Source organism: Microcoleus sp. D3_18_C2 (assembly GCF_036702395.1).
GTDB lineage: Bacteria > Cyanobacteriota > Cyanobacteriia > Cyanobacteriales > Microcoleaceae > Microcoleus.
This window is the reverse complement of the sequence record NZ_JAUBTG010000081.1, coordinates 1-18,844: the sequence shown is the minus strand read 5'-3', so window position 1 is coordinate 18,844 and position 18,844 is coordinate 1. Positions and strand designations below refer to the sequence as shown.

At 43.5% G+C, this 18,844-nt stretch carries 21 protein-coding genes and 1 pseudogene; 9 read left to right on the top strand and 13 right to left on the bottom strand.

Going from position 1 to position 18,844, the window contains the following annotated elements; genetic code table 11:
- The first annotated feature begins 268 nt into the window (after positions 1 to 268).
- Positions 269 to 514, top strand: a complete 246-nt coding sequence (locus QUA88_RS27390; RefSeq protein WP_333274892.1) for an FAD/NAD(P)-binding protein — start codon at positions 269 to 271, stop codon at positions 512 to 514.
- A gap of 116 nt (positions 515 to 630) precedes the next feature.
- On the opposite strand, the gene QUA88_RS27385 is transcribed toward QUA88_RS27390, so the two are convergent.
- Both QUA88_RS27385 and QUA88_RS27380 read right to left on the bottom strand, forming a co-directional pair.
- Entirely contained in the window at positions 631 to 1,626 is a 996-nt protein-coding gene (locus QUA88_RS27385; RefSeq protein WP_333056908.1) for a tetratricopeptide repeat protein, read from the bottom strand.
- Positions 1,627 to 1,666: 40 nt separating this feature from the next.
- Positions 1,667 to 4,993, bottom strand: coding sequence for a UvrD-helicase domain-containing protein (locus QUA88_RS27380; protein ID WP_333274886.1), 3,327 nt, complete (start codon positions 4,991 to 4,993; stop codon positions 1,667 to 1,669).
- Positions 4,994 to 5,700: 707 nt separating this feature from the next.
- Between QUA88_RS27380 and QUA88_RS27375 the strand changes: the two genes are divergently transcribed.
- Complete coding sequence (locus tag QUA88_RS27375) at positions 5,701 to 6,804, top strand: IS630 family transposase (protein ID WP_333274883.1); 1,104 nt, start codon at positions 5,701 to 5,703, stop codon at positions 6,802 to 6,804.
- A gap of 6 nt (positions 6,805 to 6,810) precedes the next feature.
- Here the strand turns inward: QUA88_RS27375 and QUA88_RS27370 are convergent.
- Positions 6,811 to 7,251, bottom strand: a pseudogene (locus QUA88_RS27370) (ABC transporter substrate-binding protein); the annotation flags it as partial.
- Positions 7,252 to 7,295: 44 nt separating this feature from the next.
- On the opposite strand from QUA88_RS27370, the gene QUA88_RS27365 reads away from it, so the two are divergent.
- Complete coding sequence (locus tag QUA88_RS27365) at positions 7,296 to 7,577, top strand: hypothetical protein (protein WP_333056912.1); 282 nt, start codon at positions 7,296 to 7,298, stop codon at positions 7,575 to 7,577.
- A 136-nt stretch (positions 7,578 to 7,713) separates the two neighbouring features.
- Here the strand turns inward: QUA88_RS27365 and QUA88_RS27360 are convergent, their stop codons facing one another.
- The 6 genes from QUA88_RS27360 to QUA88_RS27335 form a co-directional block, all read right to left on the bottom strand.
- The gene (locus QUA88_RS27360; RefSeq protein WP_333056914.1) at positions 7,714 to 8,223 is read right to left on the bottom strand and encodes an N-acetyltransferase; all 510 of its coding nucleotides are present in this window, start codon (positions 8,221 to 8,223) and stop codon (positions 7,714 to 7,716) included.
- A 423-nt stretch (positions 8,224 to 8,646) separates the two neighbouring features.
- Positions 8,647 to 8,889, bottom strand: a complete 243-nt coding sequence (locus QUA88_RS27355) for a YgiT-type zinc finger protein (protein WP_333056915.1) — start codon at positions 8,887 to 8,889, stop codon at positions 8,647 to 8,649.
- A 4-nt stretch (positions 8,890 to 8,893) separates the two neighbouring features.
- Positions 8,894 to 9,190 carry a DUF4258 domain-containing protein gene (locus QUA88_RS27350; protein ID WP_333056916.1) on the bottom strand — a complete coding sequence of 99 codons (297 nt, stop codon included), beginning with the start codon at positions 9,188 to 9,190 and terminating at the stop codon, positions 8,894 to 8,896.
- A 115-nt stretch (positions 9,191 to 9,305) separates the two neighbouring features.
- Positions 9,306 to 10,370 (bottom strand): tetratricopeptide repeat protein, encoded by a 1,065-nt coding sequence (locus QUA88_RS27345; protein WP_333274878.1) that lies wholly within the window; start codon positions 10,368 to 10,370, stop codon positions 9,306 to 9,308.
- Between the two features lie 191 nt (positions 10,371 to 10,561).
- Positions 10,562 to 10,828: a hypothetical protein gene (locus tag QUA88_RS27340; protein WP_333056918.1), complete on the bottom strand. Its 267-nt coding sequence runs from the start codon at positions 10,826 to 10,828 to the stop codon at positions 10,562 to 10,564.
- A 119-nt stretch (positions 10,829 to 10,947) separates the two neighbouring features.
- Positions 10,948 to 11,241, bottom strand: a complete 294-nt coding sequence (locus tag QUA88_RS27335; protein ID WP_333056919.1) for a hypothetical protein — start codon at positions 11,239 to 11,241, stop codon at positions 10,948 to 10,950.
- A 200-nt stretch (positions 11,242 to 11,441) separates the two neighbouring features.
- Between QUA88_RS27335 and QUA88_RS27330 the strand changes: the two genes are divergently transcribed.
- Positions 11,442 to 12,413: a LysR family transcriptional regulator gene (locus QUA88_RS27330; RefSeq protein ID WP_333056920.1), complete on the top strand. Its 972-nt coding sequence runs from the start codon at positions 11,442 to 11,444 to the stop codon at positions 12,411 to 12,413.
- Between the two features lie 142 nt (positions 12,414 to 12,555).
- On the opposite strand, the gene QUA88_RS27325 is transcribed toward QUA88_RS27330, so the two are convergent.
- Positions 12,556 to 12,879 (bottom strand): hypothetical protein, encoded by a 324-nt coding sequence (locus QUA88_RS27325; RefSeq protein WP_333211514.1) that lies wholly within the window; start codon positions 12,877 to 12,879, stop codon positions 12,556 to 12,558.
- A gap of 59 nt (positions 12,880 to 12,938) precedes the next feature.
- Entirely contained in the window at positions 12,939 to 13,874 is a 936-nt protein-coding gene (locus QUA88_RS27320) for an AraC family transcriptional regulator (RefSeq protein ID WP_333056922.1), read from the bottom strand.
- 176 nt (positions 13,875 to 14,050) lie between these two features.
- Between QUA88_RS27320 and QUA88_RS27315 the strand changes: the two genes are divergently transcribed.
- From QUA88_RS27315 to QUA88_RS27305, 3 genes are read left to right on the top strand one after another with little or no spacing between them, the layout of a single operon-like run.
- Positions 14,051 to 14,293 (top strand): SDR family NAD(P)-dependent oxidoreductase, encoded by a 243-nt coding sequence (locus QUA88_RS27315; protein WP_333056924.1) that lies wholly within the window; start codon positions 14,051 to 14,053, stop codon positions 14,291 to 14,293.
- A gap of 13 nt (positions 14,294 to 14,306) precedes the next feature.
- Complete coding sequence (locus tag QUA88_RS27310) at positions 14,307 to 14,798, top strand: carboxymuconolactone decarboxylase family protein (protein ID WP_333056926.1); 492 nt, start codon at positions 14,307 to 14,309, stop codon at positions 14,796 to 14,798.
- Positions 14,799 to 14,807: 9 nt separating this feature from the next.
- The gene (locus QUA88_RS27305) at positions 14,808 to 15,545 is read left to right on the top strand and encodes an SDR family oxidoreductase (protein ID WP_333056927.1); all 738 of its coding nucleotides are present in this window, start codon (positions 14,808 to 14,810) and stop codon (positions 15,543 to 15,545) included.
- A gap of 155 nt (positions 15,546 to 15,700) precedes the next feature.
- Here QUA88_RS27305 and ispD read toward each other — a convergent pair whose 3' ends face one another.
- Positions 15,701 to 16,387, bottom strand: coding sequence for a 2-C-methyl-D-erythritol 4-phosphate cytidylyltransferase (ispD, locus tag QUA88_RS27300; RefSeq protein ID WP_333274872.1), 687 nt, complete (start codon positions 16,385 to 16,387; stop codon positions 15,701 to 15,703).
- A 172-nt stretch (positions 16,388 to 16,559) separates the two neighbouring features.
- Between ispD and QUA88_RS27295 the strand changes: the two genes are divergently transcribed.
- The gene (locus tag QUA88_RS27295; protein WP_333274889.1) at positions 16,560 to 17,522 is read left to right on the top strand and encodes a glycosyltransferase family 9 protein; all 963 of its coding nucleotides are present in this window, start codon (positions 16,560 to 16,562) and stop codon (positions 17,520 to 17,522) included.
- Between the two features lie 106 nt (positions 17,523 to 17,628).
- Here the strand turns inward: QUA88_RS27295 and QUA88_RS27290 are convergent, their stop codons facing one another.
- Positions 17,629 to 17,922 carry a TRADD-N-associated membrane domain-containing protein gene (locus QUA88_RS27290; RefSeq protein ID WP_333142214.1) on the bottom strand — a complete coding sequence of 98 codons (294 nt, stop codon included), beginning with the start codon at positions 17,920 to 17,922 and terminating at the stop codon, positions 17,629 to 17,631.
- Between the two features lie 581 nt (positions 17,923 to 18,503).
- Here QUA88_RS27290 and QUA88_RS27285 point away from each other — a divergent pair.
- The gene (locus QUA88_RS27285) at positions 18,504 to 18,785 is read left to right on the top strand and encodes a helix-turn-helix transcriptional regulator (RefSeq protein ID WP_333274869.1); all 282 of its coding nucleotides are present in this window, start codon (positions 18,504 to 18,506) and stop codon (positions 18,783 to 18,785) included.
- Positions 18,786 to 18,844 lie beyond the last annotated feature (59 nt).

The following is an 18,844-nucleotide window of genomic DNA, read 5'->3' as shown; positions in this document are numbered from 1 at the left end:
GCTTTAAATTCAGTTCCAATTCTAGTTGTTAACATTTCTTTACTTACCTTTGTTTTTTTATACCGACCTACTTAATGGGGGCGTTGCTTAATCAGGGCATGAAAAAAATCAATTAAAAATCCAGAAGCTTTGTGGATAGTGGTTTCTAGGACTTGCATATTTAGCCTTTCCTACCGTAAATCAGCAACGCCATAATAGCATACTACTGGTCAATTGAGAGCATGACAAACCATTACCGCATCATTATTATGCGCGATCGTACCCCAAAATATTAAAACACGGTAAATCGCTCAAATTAGCGTATATTGTCTGTAATACTCCAACAACGATCGCGAGGTTCGGTGCTGGCTTTAGTGGTTCTCTAGTAGCGACTCACCTGTTAAAAACAGCTAACCGCCCCTTGCTAATCAAGCTGATTGAGCGCGATCGCGATATAGGCAAGGGAGTTGCCTATAGCACCACCAACAGTCCAGTTGGTCTTTTAACCATTGATCTTGAGTGTGCCTTGCTGTAAGATAAAAATCAGGTATACTACCGTTAAGTTAAGGCTGGACTAGCCTAACGGCTTTTCCCCTAGCAGTTAAATTAGAGGAAGTTTGTTTAAATCCCGCTAGATGACACCCTCAATTGTTACTGCTGCATTTTCCTAATTATATTTAGTGCATCTTGATAGTCCGCCATCTTGCCATTTTGCTTATAAAGCTCTGCTGCTTTCTTAAGATCGTTGAGTGCTTCCTGAAAAGCTCCAAGGATACGATAAGTACGACCTCGGTTATAGTAGGCATCAGCATCACGGCTATTAATCATAATTACCTTACTGTAGGCAACAAGAGCACCTAGATGATTACCCATTTTGCCGTAAGCAACTCCTTTGTTGAGGTAAGCCTCGGCATGATTAGGATTAATTTGTATCGCTCGCTCAAAGTCTTGAAGAGCTGATTGATTTTCTCCAATAGCTATATAGACTAGGCCCCGTTCAGTATAGGCATCTGAATCGCTTGGGTCTAACTTGATAGAAAGGGTAAAGTCTTCAATTGCTCTTTGGTAATCTTGCCGTCGGGAATATAGAACACCCCGGTTGTAGTAGGCAAGAGCATGGTAAGGATTGCACCAAAGTGCCATATCAAAGTTTTTCATGGCTGCTTCGTAGTTACCAGTACCAGCACCTTGGTTAATATAAAATTCAGATTCTATCTTGTTAGGATAAAGTTGTTTTAATTGCGCCACTGTTTGTTTAAAATATGGCATATTTCCTTGCTCTAAATAAAGCATTGCTTTTCGCTGCAAATCATCAATGATACTCTGGCGGTCAGGATTTTCCCCTTCTGAATCGCTTGGTACAAAATCTAATTTTATTGTTAGACCTGTGTTTTCCTGATTTATCCTGTAGGCTATCTTCTTTTGAAGATCATATTGCCACCCAGGAATGCGACCTTCTATTAAAGCTTTTGTGGCTTTGTGTTCTTTGTGTTCTCCATTTGACCCTTTTTCAATAATCCCTATTTCATATAAGTGCTGGTATAATTCTTCTACCATGTTCGATTTGGGAGAACTCCCAAATCCTTTCTTGGTATTACCTTTACCATAATTAGGGTCTAGTTTTTTCCGGCGCTTTGCTTTTCCCATCGGTCAAATCTCCTTTTGAGGTAATTTTTTAGGAATTTATTTATGGGCAGTCTTGCCCAATCTTATCAAGTAGCTGTGAAATAAAACCACCTGAAGTTTCAGTATTGGCGAGCGCCTTCCAGGGTAAACCCATAATAACACGCCGCCCTTCATCCTGTAACACTCCATCTGGTGGGCAACCTGCTACAGAACCTTGTCCTTTAATTGAATTAAGATAACCCTTAGCAGCAACTTTGCTCATTCTTCCTTGCTTGAGCATAGTTACAGCCCCAAGGTGCAATAATAGCGTCGGATCTTGAAAGGGCCAGAATGCCAAAACTCCAAATTTTCCATTTTGAGCCAATGCTGCGTTTAGATCGAAGGAATTATCTTCAGCTATTGCAGATTTACGGAGGCCGTAGTCAAAGGAGATTAGTAAAGAATGAAGCTGCATGGCACGTTCAGCTTCATCTAGTCGTCCAGCAGAGGCAAGTACCTTATATACACTGCTATAAAGCGGACACCAAGTTGGCATCTCTTGGAAAAGTTCACTGTAAATAGCAAAAGCAGCATCAAAATTGTTGCTTCGTTTGTAATCTACTGCCTGGGATACTCGACTTTGGACTCCGTTGTAATAATCCCAATGGTTAATATCGTTAGCAAAAGATGCGATTGTATGCCGATATTCCAGACTTTTTCCCATCCATTTGAATGCTTCCTCTGTGTTGAGAAGCAGCAATTTATTGAGAGTGGTTTCAGTATCACTAGAATTTTGGTTTATGTAAATTCCTGCTAACTCTGCTGTTGGTTCATCAGACTCTAGGTTTATGTTGGCATCAACATCATTAAAGCTGTGAGGTATAATTCTGTTTCTGCACTCCTCAGCTTTCTCTGAAATTCCTGCTAACTCATATTGCTCAGCCGCTTGCTCCCAATACTTCCTTTTTTCAAATTCTTTTGCTCTACATTCAGCAGATTTATGTGTCATTTGTGCTAACTTATAGTGCTCTGCTGCCTTGAGCCATTGCTTTTTCTGTTCAAACTCAACTGCCCGAATTTCTGCTTTCTTCTGTTCATTACCACTCTTTAACCAACAACGTTTAGCATCTTCAAATCGGCCCATATTGTCCCATAGCTGCGCTGCATCTTCCCACACTTTAGTGGTTTCAAACGCTTTAGCCTCACAGATTTTTTGCCTCTCAGAATTACCAGCCTTTTCCCAACCGTTAGCTGCTTCTTGCCACTGATCAATTTTCTCGAAAAGTTGAGCCGCTTGTTGCCAGTCTTGCAATTCAACAAGAATCTGGGCTGCTTCACTGTACTTACCCTCCTGTAACAGGAGTTTAGCCCTAGTTTGTCGCTGTAATTCAATATCTCCTGATTTGTCGAAACACTCGCTCGCCTGACGGTAAAATCCACTCTCCAGATAGTAACACCCACGATCGCGCCACATTTCCTCAGTAGGCTCAACTCGATTTTCTCTGACTGATTCAGAATTTATCGGTTGCAAAAAACTTACCAATTCTTCTTGACTCCAAACAGCCGAAAGTTGAGTTTCCCAAATATTCAAAATTCGACGAGCGCGAGTAACTGCAACATAAAGTAAGTTTAATTCCAGCCGCAATTCTGGCTGCTCAGTTTCATTGAGCGATCGCTTGCTCCCCAATACTCTACTCCATAAAGATTGGCGCGGCTTGAAAAACTCTACTAAGAACACTGTATCAAATTCTAACCCTTTAGCTTCCTCAATCGTAAATACAAAGCTAGATTGGAATTGTTCAGAAAGTCTTTGTTTATCCGCCTCAGTTCTGACAAGGATGGCATCATCTGGATTTAGCTGCCCTAAACTTGGTTGTAGAGTTTCTAAAGGTGCAGCAATTAATCTAGCACACTCACCATAACTGCTAGTTGGTTGCCCTATATCACCTATCCGTTCTCGCAACAGGCGGTAGCGCAATTTCAGAATTTGATTGGCTAAATTTACCAATGAACCAACGCTGCGGAAATTAAAGTTTAATGTTTTCTGAATCGCTTGACGCTGACCTTTAAAAAACTTGGTTTTTAAATCTTCCCAACGGAACCCACTGGGGCTAATCATCTGGTGTAAATCCCCAGCAAAGAAGAGATGACCCCCAGGAGCAACAAGCCTTACCAACAGTTCTAACTGTAATTCGGTAAAGTCCTGTACCTCATCACAGACAATTAATTGATAGCGTTCGCCTTTTCCTTGCCAGATGGTTTGTAAAACTTTTCGCGCTAAATCTATCTCATCAAAACGCCCTTCTTTTTTTAACAAACCTTGATACCACTCTGCCACCTTATAGACTTTATGGCGATTGTTTTGAGGAATTACCGATGAGCGTTTCTTACCCAACTGCTCGTACTGTTTCTGAGAAAACTGATAGTAACTTGTCTCTAGATGTGCCCCTTTAATGATACTGCGGATTTCATCCCAAACTAAGGCAGGTGAATAAGGTTGGTAAGATTGACGGCGGTAAAGTTGCTCAAAAATTTGGTATGTCACCTCATCTTCAGGGATATAAAATTGCCCAGATTGTGACAGACTCTCTAGACACAAATCTCGAATAGTTTTAAAATGGAAAACAGACTCAATTTCAGAACTGCTCCCACTAACCAGACGCTTAAATTGTTTCTGTGCTTCTTTAACTAAAATCGGGTTGTAAGCGACATAGAGGCGTTTTCCATCTGGTAAAGTCTCTAAACTTTTGAGTAAGCGATACAGTCCTACTGTAGTTTTACCAGTGCCCGCACTGCCAGATAGCAATAGGTTTCCGTAGAGTTTCACCAGTTCATATTCTTCTGGCGTGAGTTTGAGTGGTAAATCAGCATCTTGCTGAATAATTGCCCGTTGCCATTCTAATTCTGAATCAATTATTCGCCATTGAACATTGCCTAAAAGTTCATCGGTGAAGCTAGGAACAAGCTGTAATTCTTCTATTTGTGCTGCATCCAGAGCAGACTGTTCGGCTGGGGTGAGAACTGGCCGCTCGTCCAAGATATTCCCGATCGCTTCTACCACCTCAGCATCAAGCCATTGGGCATCAGGAGTTTGATTTCTAGCTTTAGCCCGTCGGGATACATCATCATGATCTAAACAAATATCCTGAATGGCGATATAGGTTTGTCGCTCTCCCGTGTCAGGTTGCCTCGATTTGTTGTAAGTAAAAATTAGACGGCTAGCCTGAGTAATCCTGGCTTCCCAAACTCTCTTGGCTATGCCTTTCAGTTTTTTGACCCGCAAGCCACCATCAAATTGCTGCTGCCTCAGCTTTTCGATGCACTCCCATACCCTTGCCTTCAGGTTACTATCCAATTCTGTACGGAGGAAATCTACTACATCAGGGTGTAAGACAGCAGCTAGCAACATATTTGCAATTAGCTTAGGTAGTGATGATCTATTTTATACCCATTGGTGTCAACTTAAACAGTCAACCCCCAGATTTCCTTCGCGTAAGCGGTATTACTGGTAATGTTAACAGGCACGAGCGCGCTCTATGCTTAATCTTGCGTGGCTCCCAGTCGGTGTGAGCGCTCAGGGGGAGCGATCGCTCTGTCAAAAAATAGCGATCGCACGCCTCGTACAGTCCTTAAGTTGGCACCAATGACGGGGGCGCTACCCCTACTTACTAGAAAAATTACATAACATCCATCCCTGCGTCTTCAGAGTGGGGATTTTTAATTACCTGGTTTCCAAACTACTTCTTCAACTTTGAGCTGCTTGGGAATTAAGCCAAGTTCAAAAAAAGTATCCGCAATTTCCTGTTGCTCGGCAACCATATCAGCTTGGATCGGTTCAAATCCATAACTCCGCCGTCGAGTTACTACATCTAAGATAGAAACATCAATTTTCAGAATGGGTGCGAGAATCTTGGCTACTTCTTCAGGATTCGCATCTGCCCAAGTCGCTACTGCTTGAGTTTCTTCTCTAATTGCCTCAATGATTTTGAGATTTGGCTGAGCAAATGACTTATTAGCTAAGTAAAAATCTCGGTTAGCTGCTAGTCCTTTACTAAGCTGTTCAGCATCTAAAACGCATATTGTATGGTATAATATGATAATTTACCGAGAAATTCAATGCCTACTAAAAACTTCCTCAGTTCAGAAACAAAGGAAACTCTGCAACAAGCATTAAAAGACCATGAGCATCCAGATATTCGACAAAGAGCGTTAATATTTTTATTACTAAATAACGGAAATACACAAGCTCAAACTGCTGAAATAATTGGATGTTCTCTCAGAAAAGTTGCCTATTGGAGCGTTCATGGTGATCCTGAAAATTTAGACAGTTTTAAAGATAACAGGATGAAGGGTAATTACCGAAAAGCTACAGAGAAATACATTAATTTACTTTTAGAAACAGTTGAAGTAGACCCTGAAAAATATGGTTATGAGTTCGGAAGATGGACAACAGCTAGACTTGCAATATATCTAGGAGAGCAGACGGGAATTGAGCTGAGTAGTACCCAAGTAAGGAGAATTTTAAAATCAAAAAAGTATGTTTACCTTTGGGCTAAATACAGCTTGAAGGATAAGCAAGATGCCGTAGAAAGGGGTTTATTTAAAGATAAATTAGCTGAGTATTTAAAAATAGAAAAAAAATCTCCAAACCTATTGCAGGTATGGCTTTGGGACGAAAGTGGATTTAGTTTAAGAGTAATTAGAAGGAAAAACTGGTGTAAAAAGGGGACTCGAAGTAATAAAAGAGGAGACCGACGAAAAGGTCGTATTAATGTTATGGGTGGAGTGAGATACTCAGACAAAAAAAGATGGGTAGATTTTATTCCATCTGGTAATTCTGCTAATTTTTATGCTGTGCTGAAAACTTTTTATGAAGATTTAAAAGCCGAGTGGATATTGCAAGGAAATTTAGCAGAAGACTTTAAAGATAAGGGCTGTAAGTTTGTGATAATTTTGGACAACGCTAGTTTTCATAAAAAAGCAGAGACTTTGCAGAAAATAGCGTCAGAGATGCCGAATCTAATCATAGAGTTTTTGCCAAAGTATAGCCCTGACTATAACTTAATTGAATTAGTATGGCATTCCGCCAAGGAATATGTTGCTAATAGATTATTTGAATCCATTGAAAAACTAGAAGCACTGTTACATAAACTGTTAAATGAAGGAGGACTAATTATGAAATGGAACCGAAAAATAAAAAATAAAGGTAACGCGAGTTAATGCAGTTTAGATGTCGAACAGCTTATCTTTAACAACACGAACATCTACTTGCGCTTGAGCTGCTGCATAAAACGGGTCCCAAATTACCCAAGCATCTACGTTACCTTGTTGGAAGGCAGATCTGGCATCGGCTGGTGTCAGGTTGGCAGGCTCAATCTCAGTCCATTTTATCCCGGCGGATTTCAGTGCTTTTGCTAATAGGTAATTGGCGCTTGAACCTTTTGTAAAAGCTATTTTCTTACCCCGCAAATCCCCAAGGGTTTGAATGGCCGAATTAGCAGGGACTAAAATACCTGAACTGCGGTCTTTGGGGGCGCTACCACCAATGTAAAGCAGAGGCGCGTTAGCAGCCTGGGCAAAGACTGGAGGAGCGTCCCCGGTGCGCCCGATGTCGATGCTGCCGACGTTTAGGAATGAAAAATAAATAAGGTGACTAATAGAGCAATAGTTTACCTTGTATCAAGGCTTCTGAGGTTTAATTGTGCAATTTTTTGACTCGCATTGAGATGCAGCAATTGTTAGAAAATTTATGGCAAGAAAAAGGATTTACCGCGCTACTGATCACTCATGACGTAGAAGAAGCAGTGGTATTAGCTGATAGAGTTATTTTAATAGAAAATGGTCAGATTGCAATGGACTGTTATATTGAGATGCCGCGACCGAGGCAGAGAGGAAATTCTGTATTTTCTGCGAAAGTAGAGGCGATTTTGCAGCGCGTTATGGGTCAAAAAGAAAGTAGCAAAGATGCAGAGAAAGTTGCAATAGGTAGGTAAAAAAACCCCAACTATGTAAAGATAAGTAAATACGGATAACGGATCTACCAAGGTAACTCAGATATGGGCGCTCGTTTAAGAATTTTTCTGACTCGCGAGCTCTTCGTCAGCCAATCCGATGCACCCGGATTTGATATCACTCGCAGAGACTAAACTCCGATCGATACTTCACCGTTCCGCTGCAATCCTGCAAGGCTCCACGTTCTAACTCCAACACCATAAACGCTTCATCGGGCACATCATATTCACATTTTAAGCTCTTTCTACTAGCAGGAATGAATCCAAAACGCGGATAAAAATCTGGATGACCGAGCACAACCACTGCCTGAAATCCCGATCGCCCGCACTCTTTTAAACCCTCCCGAATCAGCAGCGTTCCGATACCTTGCCGCTGATAGTTGGGTAGAACTGCGACTGGCGCCAACCCCTGAATCGACAAATTGCTAGAACATTTGCCCTCCACGACAACCGGACTGAAGAAAATGTGTCCGACAATGCGATCGGATTGTACCGCAACGAAGGAAAATGTAGATGCAATTCCCCGCAATCGATCGACTAGATTAGCCTCATTTTCTCGCCCGAATGCCGCAATGTTAATGTTGCGAACAGCTTCTACATCTTCTGGCTTTTCGGTACGGATATCCATAGCTTAGATTAATGGTTGTGCGGCCGCTCTGGCAGACGAATTACTACAGAAACTGTTTCTATCTTGCGATCGCGATATTAATCAAATTATAGTGCTCCTGAAGCCTTTTTCCGGTTTTTGAGTTATATATTTTCGGCAACCAATTATACAACGAGTTGCAGATGAATGTCAAATCGTCGCAAAAGTCGGTCGATCGCTTCGGGAGCATCTCATATTTGTAAAAACACTTATAATGGCTCCTTCCTTCTTCCTCCTTCCTTCTTCCTCCTTCTTCTTTCCTCCTGACTCCTGACTCCTGACTCCTGGCTCCAATTTCTAGCGGAGGGCTGCATAAGTGAGATGCTCCCATCGCTTCCAATCTTCACGCCCGGACAGTCTTCTTTATCGTCACAGCGTTTTAATGAAATTAAAGCGCTCCACTGGTTATGCTGATTCTAAATGAGTAACCGGAATTTGTTCGGTTCTTTCAGGCAATCTCGCTCCAGTTGCAACGGCATGAACCGCATGAAGAATATCGGCTGAATAGTATCGATTGCCGCAGTTATCGCAAACACCGATGGTCACATCTTCAAGAATGACAAATCCATTTTTATGTTTGAATGCCTCGCGCTTGACAGTGCGGGGTTGAACGGTTCCTTCGCAATACTCACATCTGTATTTATACATACAATTAGCCATTAAGTTGAGTGACTTCATAAACCGTGATGATTAGATAACGTCCGTTACTAGCGAAACGTCCAACCACTCCAACAGGTGTTTGTCGATCCAGTGCAGTCCCCACTACTACATATTTTGTACCTCTGGGGTCGTCTTTTTCAACCCGGATAATCTGACCGCTCAGAACCGCCTCTTCTACATCCAGGATAGTCAGCAAGTCCTCAGCCATTTCTTCCATTGCGTGGGCTGACATATCGTACTGGCGGAGGCGAATTTTCTCTCTGATACGGTCAATATCGTTGCGAGGCACTGGCTGATTAATGTTACATCCAGGCAATCATAGCAAGTTATTGTTCAAAAATCTATCATTTTCAATTCCTTAAATATCTGGTTTTACTTCCTTCGACCCGACTTACTAACTACTCTTATTGCGGTACAAGCTGACTGGAAGACAATCGCTTAATGCCCTCCCTCGCTGTAGTTTCTCCGGCTTTGTCACCGCCCTCACGAGCAATTTTTAAAGCTTCCTCGTAGGATTCGAGAGCTTGAGCATTTTGACCGAGACTTTCATGAATTGCGCCCATATTGTTGAGCAAGCGTCCGATACTTGTCTTGTCGCCGATTGCTTCTAACATCGGTATTGCTTGCTGAAAATATATCAGCGCTTGAGTATCTTTGCCGAGTTTGCGGGAGGTAAGTGCCATGTTGTTGAGGAGGCGGCCGACGCCAGCCCTGTCTCCGATTTCCCGGCGAATTGCTAAAGCTTGGTGGTAAAATTCCATCGCTCTATTAAAGTCGCCGATGTTGTAGTAGACGCCGCCCATATTATTGAGGGTACGGCCTAAATCGCGTTTATCGCCGGCGGCCGTGCGAATCGTTCGCGCTTGCTGGTAAAATTCGATCGCCTTGGCGTAATTGACCTGTTCTGCGTACACGGCCGCGATGTTGTGGAGGGATTCTCCAATTTCAATTTGGTCGTCGGTAGTTTTGGCCAGTTCCAAAGCTTGTTGGTGCAGTTTCATCGCTTCGGAAAAATTGTCCCCAATCCGGTTGACGAAACCTATGAGATTGAGAGTCCGCGCGGTACGACGCCCTCCGCTGATTTCTCGGTGAATGACTAAAGCTTGCTGCAGAACTTCCAAAGCTTTGGGCCTCAAACCCATTTCGCCATAAACTTCCCCCATATTGTTGAGGGTTTCTCCGATTCCCGCTTGGTCGCCTAGTTGCTTGCGGATTGCCAAAACTTGCTCAAAAGTCTCGATTGCTTCTCGAAACAAACCCTCGCGGTGCTGTTTTACTCCTGTTTCAAAGAGTTCGTCTGCTTGCGTTTTGGGGTCAGTTGCTTGAGCCTGGTCGCTCGCTTGGGCGCGCCTCGCATTTATAATTGGGGCATAAGCGCGGGCGTCTGAAATTGCCAGCAAGCTGAGTGCGGGCGATAACACAATACTTATAGCTGCGAGATAGCTGAAGTGGTAAGAGCGGCGGTGCACCGATCGAGTCCTCCAATAGCTAAGTGATAACTATTAAGATAGAGCTTTTTGGGGTGTTCCTGCCAATTTTTTTCTCCATCTCTAGGTTCTGATACCAGTTTCAAAAAAGAAGGCAACTGTAGACCCGTGCTTCAAACCCATACAAAATCAGTCATTCCCAATTCTTCAATCCAAAATCTAAAATCTAAAATCTAAAATCCCATGACTGGGTTTTTGTCTTGCCAGACGGCCATAATCAGCGGCTTATTGTTGAGAGCGGATATGACAGCAAAGTTTTTGCTGGGTGGAAGCGATACTTTTTCAGAACTTTGCAAGATGATGTCCTGTTGGTCAAGCGTGATCCAAGCAATTCCTGACAAAACTTGAATTTCTCGATGAGTTTGAGGCAATCTGTATACCTCGTTTTCCATCAGAATAATGCGATCTGGCGCTGCACATTCGGAAGATATTTGAAGCATAGCATCTCCTACTTGGTAATTGGTAATTGCTACTTGGTAATTGCTACTTGGTAATTGCTAATGGGTAATTGCTAATCGAGGGCTGTATTTCACTTCATTTCCACGCAACCCACACACTACTATTGGCAATAACGCCGATCGATCCAAGCGCGCATTTCATCATCCGTCGCCACGCAGGTAGAGCGACCTGTAGCCCGATCGCAACCGTGCCACCAAGTGTTACCATAGCGATCGCACGTCTGCCAAATTCTCAGTTCGTCCTCACTCGAAATGAGGTAGAGCAAAAACTGCCCAATTTTTTTTATTGCTAAAAAGAGAGATAGCCCTTTATGTTTTTCGGATGGGTTAGCTCGATCGGTCATCGAAAAAATTTGGATACTTGGGGTATCGATTGGATTTTTGCAAGTAGACATATCCCACACCTTCAACTTATATTTTCCACAAGATTTGCACTAATTAAAATTACAATAAATGCTTAAATTTGTAATATTCTCAGCGCAATTACAGCCCACTATTGTTGGCGTGAAATTCCTGTGAAAGTCAATCTCTTATCTAATAAATTCACCTTAACTCTTTGGTTATTGACAATCAAATCATTGCTTGCATAGATTGTATGAATAAAATAGATAGATTGACGATCGGGCAAAAGGCTATGAATGAAATCAATACGCGGCGGATGAAACTCTCTCAAATTCAGGCTTTGATAGCTGTAGCAGAGTGTGAAAATTTTAGCGAGGCGGCTTTGCAATTGGAACTGTCCCAGTCAGCAGTCAGCCACGCCATCGCCTTTTTAGAAACAGAATTGGGAGTGCAGCTATTTCACAGGGGGCGACACGGTGCTCAACTGACGCCGGTGGGGCAAAGGGTAGTGAGTCACGGGCGTCAAATCGTGCGATCGTTAGAAATGATGGTCAAAGAAGCGGATTTAGAAAAAGGTTTGCAGGGAGGCCAGGTACGGATAGTTACTTTTCGGAGTGTCGCCACTCATATCCTACCGGGTATTATTGCTAAATTTCGCAGTTGCTTTCCCAAAATTACGGTCAGCATTACCGAAGTTTATTATACTCAAGCTGTGGAAGAAGCTTTGCGATCGGGCAAAGCAGACATCGGCTTTGTTTCCCTTCCCATCTCCGATGAATTTGAAACTAGAGAAATTTTGCGGGACAAATATCTGGTTTTGCTGCCGCCGAAGGCGCAATGTAAAAGTGATAAGATTACGTGGGAAGAATTAGCGAATTATCCGCTGATTTTGCAGCCGATAGAAAATGCTTGTTCGATACCGCTTCGCAAGTATTTGACGACTGCGGATTTTCCCATAAATATCGGTTACGAACTCAGCGAAGATTCAACGATTGTCAGTATGGTGATGCAAGGTTTGGGTGCAGCTATTCTGCCCCGTTTGGCTGCGGAACCGATACCGTCTTCGGTGAAAGTTTGCAGTTTACCGTCGGATTTTGAGAGGGTAATCGGGGTGGCTGTTTTGCGGGATGGGCTGTTGATTCCGGCCGTGTTTGCGTTTTTGGATTTAGTTAAAAGTGCCGCACAGGTTGATAGTGAGGGCGATTTTCCGATTAATCCTTCATGAAAAACCTGAGTCAGTTGTTATTGGTTATTGGTTAGATTGGGATTTTGTTACCGCAGATATCAGCAGATGAACGCGGATGGGATTTTATCTGAGTTCATCTGCGGTTAAAAAAATGGCATAAAATAGTACGATCGCTGATTGCCTACTTCATGCGCTTTGCAACAAGACTAGAACTGTCGCCTTGGTGGAATTTTATTCGACCGTCTATGGAGTTTTTATCCTTTAATTTTAGCCAACCGCTACCAAATGCAGGATCGTTCTCGTCATTACCGTCCCATGTAAACTCAAATCGCTGATCCTTTCCATCTTTTACGACTTCGCCGTCAATTTCACCTGATACTAAACCGAATTGAAATTCTCCTGAACCTGCTTCATCAATCTCGATATAGGCTTCAACTTCCATGTCCAAATAATCACTATCCCACATTGCCATCTCTGCGATCCGCCATGTACCGCTATATTCCATTGCTTTCATCCTCCACTTGTATTAACGGAACAAAACCAATATAGTCGAAACAGTGACGCTCAAGCAGTACGCAAACGCTCAATATCCCGGATCGGCGGCGCACCAAACATACGAGAATATTCGCGGCTGAACTGTGAGGGGCTTTCATAACCCACCTGATAGGCAGCATTTGCCGCATCGGAGTTTTCGGCAAGCATCAGGCGACGTGCTTCTAATAGTCTTAATTGCTTTTGATATTGAAGTGGACTCATCGATGTCACTTCCTTGAAATGGTAATGGAAAGATGAAGGAGACATATTGGCTTGTCCTGCCAAATCCTCAACCCGCATCGGTTTTGCAAAATCAGTTTTAATCAGTTTGAGCACCTCAGCGATGCGCTGCATATTGCTGCCAGATGTTGCGATTTGGCGCACAGCTTCGCCTTGCTCACCCATTAAAAGACGATAATAGATTTCGCGGATAATCATCGGTGCCAGCATCGGGATATCCTGCGGCGTATCCAAAAGTCGTGTCAGTCTGAGGGCGCAATCGAGCAACGGCGCATCGGCAGTGCTGACGAATAAGCCTCTGACAGAGTTTTCTTTCTTGCTTGCGCTTGGCTTGGTTTGGGCAGTGATAATATCGCAGAGTTGGCGTGGGTCTAAATTCAGCTTGAATCCTAAATACGGCTTGTCTGGAGTGGCCTCTACAACAAATCCACTCAGAGGTAAATCAACTGAGATCGCAAGATATTGAGCCTCGCCATAACGATAAGTTTCCTCACCCAGCAAGGCTTCTTTTTTGCCCTGAATGACGATGCCGAGAATAGGTTGATAGACAGCGTGCTGTGCGGCGGAAACAGAAGATTCTCGCATAAATTCCAGTTTGTCTATGTCTGTTTTATGAAAACCGTTTCCTTTGCCGTCGGTGTGCCGAGTTAGCAAGGCCGCCAGTTCTTGACACTGATTGCCGATCGCATCTTGATTTATTACTTGGTTGATTATTTCAATCGCCATGTGGTTTTCTCGACTAATTTAATCATTATCTTTTAAGCATTATAGAACATCTTTATCCATTCATAAAATCTTGCTTTGGAGGATTAGGCAATAAATTGCGAGGTCTGTGTATTCAAAACCCATGCTTTTACTCATAGGATGAACACATCTGAATGAAACAGTAAAAGGATAAGGCAATGACGAAAGACAAGACAAAAATCGCATTGGTAACAGGGGCGAGCCGAGGACTTGGCAAAAATACCGCTTTGACCCTTGCCACAAAAGGAGTCGATGTCATCGTGACATATCACAACAGCGAGGAGGATGCCCAAAATGTCGTATCTGCGATCGAAGCGATCGGGGCTAAAGCTGTTGCACTGCAATATGTTTCTTTAATTAAAATCAACCTCACTTCAAGGAAAATATTAGCAAATCTATAAGCGAGGCAAAATCATGAACAAGCAATTTTTAACTTTCACCGTAGCGGGAGCAATATTTATGGTTTCACCTACCCGATCGCCAGAAACAGTTCTACAACCTTCTGAAACAATGACACGCCAAGAGCGGGGCGAAAAAGTTCTGAATAGTTTGTCAGGTGGAAAAGGTTTGCCACCGCATTTTGTTCAGCTTCAAAAAGATTTCCCAGAACTTGCTGACATGACGCTCAAATACTCCCTAGGCGATATCTGGGCTCGTGAGGTGCTAGATAATAAAACCCGCCAGCTTATATCACTTGCAGGGTTTGCGGCACAAGGCACAATGCCGCAATTCAAAGTTCACGCTCAATATGCCTTGAATTACGGTGCTACGCCGGAAGAACTGATGGAAGTTATTTATATTACCACAGTGACTTCCGGCTTTCCCCGCGCCTTGATTGCAGCAGGAACTCTCAAAGAGTTGTTTCAGGAAAATAATATCAAGTTCCCAGTAACATCACAAAAATAGGAGATATCAATGTCAAACTTAAATGGAAAGGTTATTATCATCACTGGAGCGAGTAGCGGAATTGGTGAAGCCACTGCTAAATTGCTTGCTAAAAACGGCGCGCGAGTGGTTTTGGGTGCACGTCGCACCGATCGCCTAGAAGCGATCGCCAAGGACATTCGTGCGGAGGGTGGAACAGTCGAATACCAGGCTCTCGATGTCACGCAACGCAGTCAAATGGAGGATCTCGTTCAATTTGCCCAGAGCAAGTTCGATCGGGTAGATGTCCTGATTAACAATGCTGGCATCATGCCTCTATCCGCACTCGAACAACTGAAAGTTGAGGAATGGGATAAAATGATTGATGTCAATATCAAAGGTGTTTTGTACGGCATCGCGGCAGCACTTCCTGTCATGAAAGCACAAAAATCTGGTCAGATTATTAATCTTTCCTCGATCGGCGGACACGCGGTTTCTCCTACTGCTGCTGTTTACTGTGCTACTAAATTCGCCGTTAGAGCCATCTCAGAAGGCTTGAGACAAGAAATTGGAGGCGACATTCGGGTGACGGTGATTTCTCCTGGAGTAACGGAGTCTGAGTTAGCCGAGAGCATCACTGATGAAACTGCAAGATCGGGAATGCAAGAATTCCGCAAAATAGCTATTCCTGCTGCTGCGATCGCGCGATCGATTGTATTTGCGATCGAACAACCTGACGATGTTGATGTTAGCGAAATTATTGTCCGACCAACAGCCAGCCCTTACTAAGTAGGTCAATTTAATTAAATCTAAAAGGCGAGGGTTATTAGATACCCAACTTCTTTTAAAAGTCGGGTATCTGGGTATTCTGAGTTTTTATGAGGACTTAGTTAGCTTACCAATTCCCCTTGCCAATTCCCAATTTCGCCTTACACACTTCAAAACTATTTCCCGTATCTTTGCCGTAAAATAAATTCCGCTAGTGCTAAATCAACGGGCGTTGTGACTTTCAAATTCGTCTCTTCTCCCTCCACAATTTGCACTGGTAAACCGCATTTTTCAAACAAAGCCGCATCGTCGGTAACTTCCCAACCTTTGTGTCGCCCTTCTTCGTGACACTGCTTTAACAATTTCACTTCAAATCCTTGGGGAGTCTGGGCTGCCCACAAATTGCTTCTGTCTGGGGTGTCTCGCACGATCCGACGCTTATCTACGACCTTAATCGTATCCTTGACCGGGACGGCGACAATCAAGCCCGGACAGGTCAAGAGGGCCTCTGCAGATCGATCGAACAATTCAGCAGTTGCCAAACACCTCGCGCCGTCGTGAATCAACACTCGATCGGCATTGGGGGGCAAAGCCTGCAAACCGTTGTAAACTGACTCTTGCCTGGTGGCGCCTCCTTGAATCAGTTCCACGGGCTTAACCAAAGATAAATCGCTCAGAATTGCTTTAAAATCAGGAAAATCGTCTGGCTGGCCCATGATGCCAATCCAGCTAATGTGCTGCGAAGTTTCAGCCGCAGCCAAAGTCCAACTCAGCAAAGGTTTAGAGAGCAAAGTCAGCAGCAGTTTGTTCCGCTGACTGCCCATCCGTCGCCCCGAACCCGCTGCAGGAATTAATAAGTGCATTTACTAACCGTTTTTAACCCAACTAGATATATATAATAAGAGCGTCCTGTACTTTTGAGTCAGTTGTTTAGCTGTCAGCCAGTAGCTTTTAAGGTCTAGAAATACTATAAGCTGATAGTTGAGAGCCGATCTCTGAGAGCTACCTCGATCAATAATAGCCCGATCGTTTATGATGCGAATACTAGCACTTGTCCCTGGCGGGATTGGCGACCAAATTTTATTTTTCCCCACTCTTGATGACCTCAAGCAGTCCTATCCCGACGCGCAAATTGATGTCATCGTGGAACCGAGGGCAAAGGGTGCTTACCGAGTCTGCAAATCCGTCAAAGAAGTCTTGACGTACAATTTCAAAGACCGCAACGCTATGGCAGATTTGGGCAATTTACTGGGCGTAATTCGCGATCGCGAATACGAAGCAGTAATTTCCCTAGGCCAGCGGTGGACTGTAGGGCTGCTGCTGTGGCTGACCGGCATTCCGCAGAGAGTTGGCTATTCGGGAACCAACGGCGCTCGATTTCTCACCGCTGCTGTACCGCTAAAAACTGAACAGTACGCCGCTTCAATGTACCACGATTTGCTGCAAGGATTTAACATTACAAATCCTTGTCCGGCGATCGCAATTAATGTACCAAAACAGGACATTCAGTGGGCGGAAGCGGAACAGCAGCGGTTGGGCGTAAAAGAAAGCGGTTACATTCTAATTCACGGCGGTTCCAGTCAATTAGCTGTGTCTAAAGGTATTGACAAAATTTACCCTACAGACAACTGGAAGCAAATAATTGAAGATTGTCAGCAGCGGCAGCCGAATTTGCCCGTTGTTGTTGTGAAAGGCCCAGAAGATGCAGAGTTCGTGACAAAGTTAGTCGAGTTATGTCCGAATGTAAAAGTTATCTCGCCGGATGATGTCGGCAAGTTGGCGGCGACAATTGCTGCTGCTAATTTGATGATATGTACTGACAGTGCGCCGATGCACTTAGCTGTGGCGGTTCAAACTTATACAATAGCTTTGTTTGGCCCGACTGAACCGGCGAAATTGTTGCCAAAGAGCGATCGATTTTTGGGCATTAAATCTCCTACTGGCAAAATGGCAGACATCTCTCCTCAAGATGTTTTGAAGAAGGTTTGGGGCGGCTAAAAACTAGGATATCTAAGTCAGGACACGGCACTGCCGTGTCCCTACAATTTAGCTGCTTTCCAGGCCCGGGGGACGAGGAAAGAAGTGGGGGATTTAAAACTCGATGTTAGTCTTCCAAATCATCCATCATCTGCTGCAATTCCTTCTTCTTTTGCTTGGCAAACTCAATGCTGCCCAAACTTGTCAACAATCCGCCCGAAGCAGTGAGAGTAGCCTCTGAGATTTTCTCACAAAATAGAAGTCCGATCCCTCCGAAAGTAACCATTGCCGATGCGGCGGTAACAAAAAGGGCCAGATTGTAGCTTTGGCGAACTTGCCGCAATGATTCTCGCAGCATTTCTTTCTTAATTTCGCTATAATCTTCATCAGGTTGCGAGTTGCCGAATAAGTTAAAATTCATAACTGTTTTCTCTCCAAAATAGTGATAATTTTTTGTTTCTACAATTACTCTACCGAAGCAAACAGCGAGACTCAAGGGCAGATAGGGCGAGTTTTAATTTGCGATATGCCCTCATTTTTGGGGCAGATAGGGCAGGAGATTACAAACTATCTGCCCTAGACAGAGAGAAGTATTTAAATATAGAATGTGAGTGCGATCAGAGTTACGGATGAATAATCATGAAATCTCGCTCCCGCTAGCCCCCATGCTATTTCATTTCCCCGAAATCCGCCAGGGAATGAATTCCCTGGCTAATAGCAGAAGTCGCTTAAAACCGACTAAAATACTAATTTTCAGTCCTCTTAAGAGGACTTTCGCTATGAGACAGGGAATTCATTCCCCGTCGGACTGTCGGACTCTCCCAAAACCCGCCAGGGAATGAATTCCCTGGCTAATAGCAGAAGTCGGTTAAAACCGACTAAAATACTAATTTTCAGTCCTCTTAAGAGGACTTTCGCTATGAGACAGGGAATTCATTCCCTGTCGGACTGCCGGATGATGGAATTAACTGAAAAACCAATAACAATAGCTAACAAATTACTATGCGCGACTCCGATAAAGTTCAATCGAGTGCAAAGGGAAAAGAGTATCTCCGAGAACAAATTAAAGAAAAAGATTTTACTCAAGAAAAATTTGCCCAACTCGCCAAAGTTTCCACCGACACGATTAAGCGCTTACTCGGTACAAAAGACTGCCCCAATGGCGTAGAAAGATGGTCAGTTACCAACATCGCTAAAGCATTAGGAATAGAACCCACAGATATTGTTGACCCAAAAGATTGGAATGCCGACAATTCGCTGCCACCACAGGGCGAACGCATCTAAATTTCATGTTAACATAATCTGGTATATTGGAGAAGAATTATTGAGTAACTACAAAACAT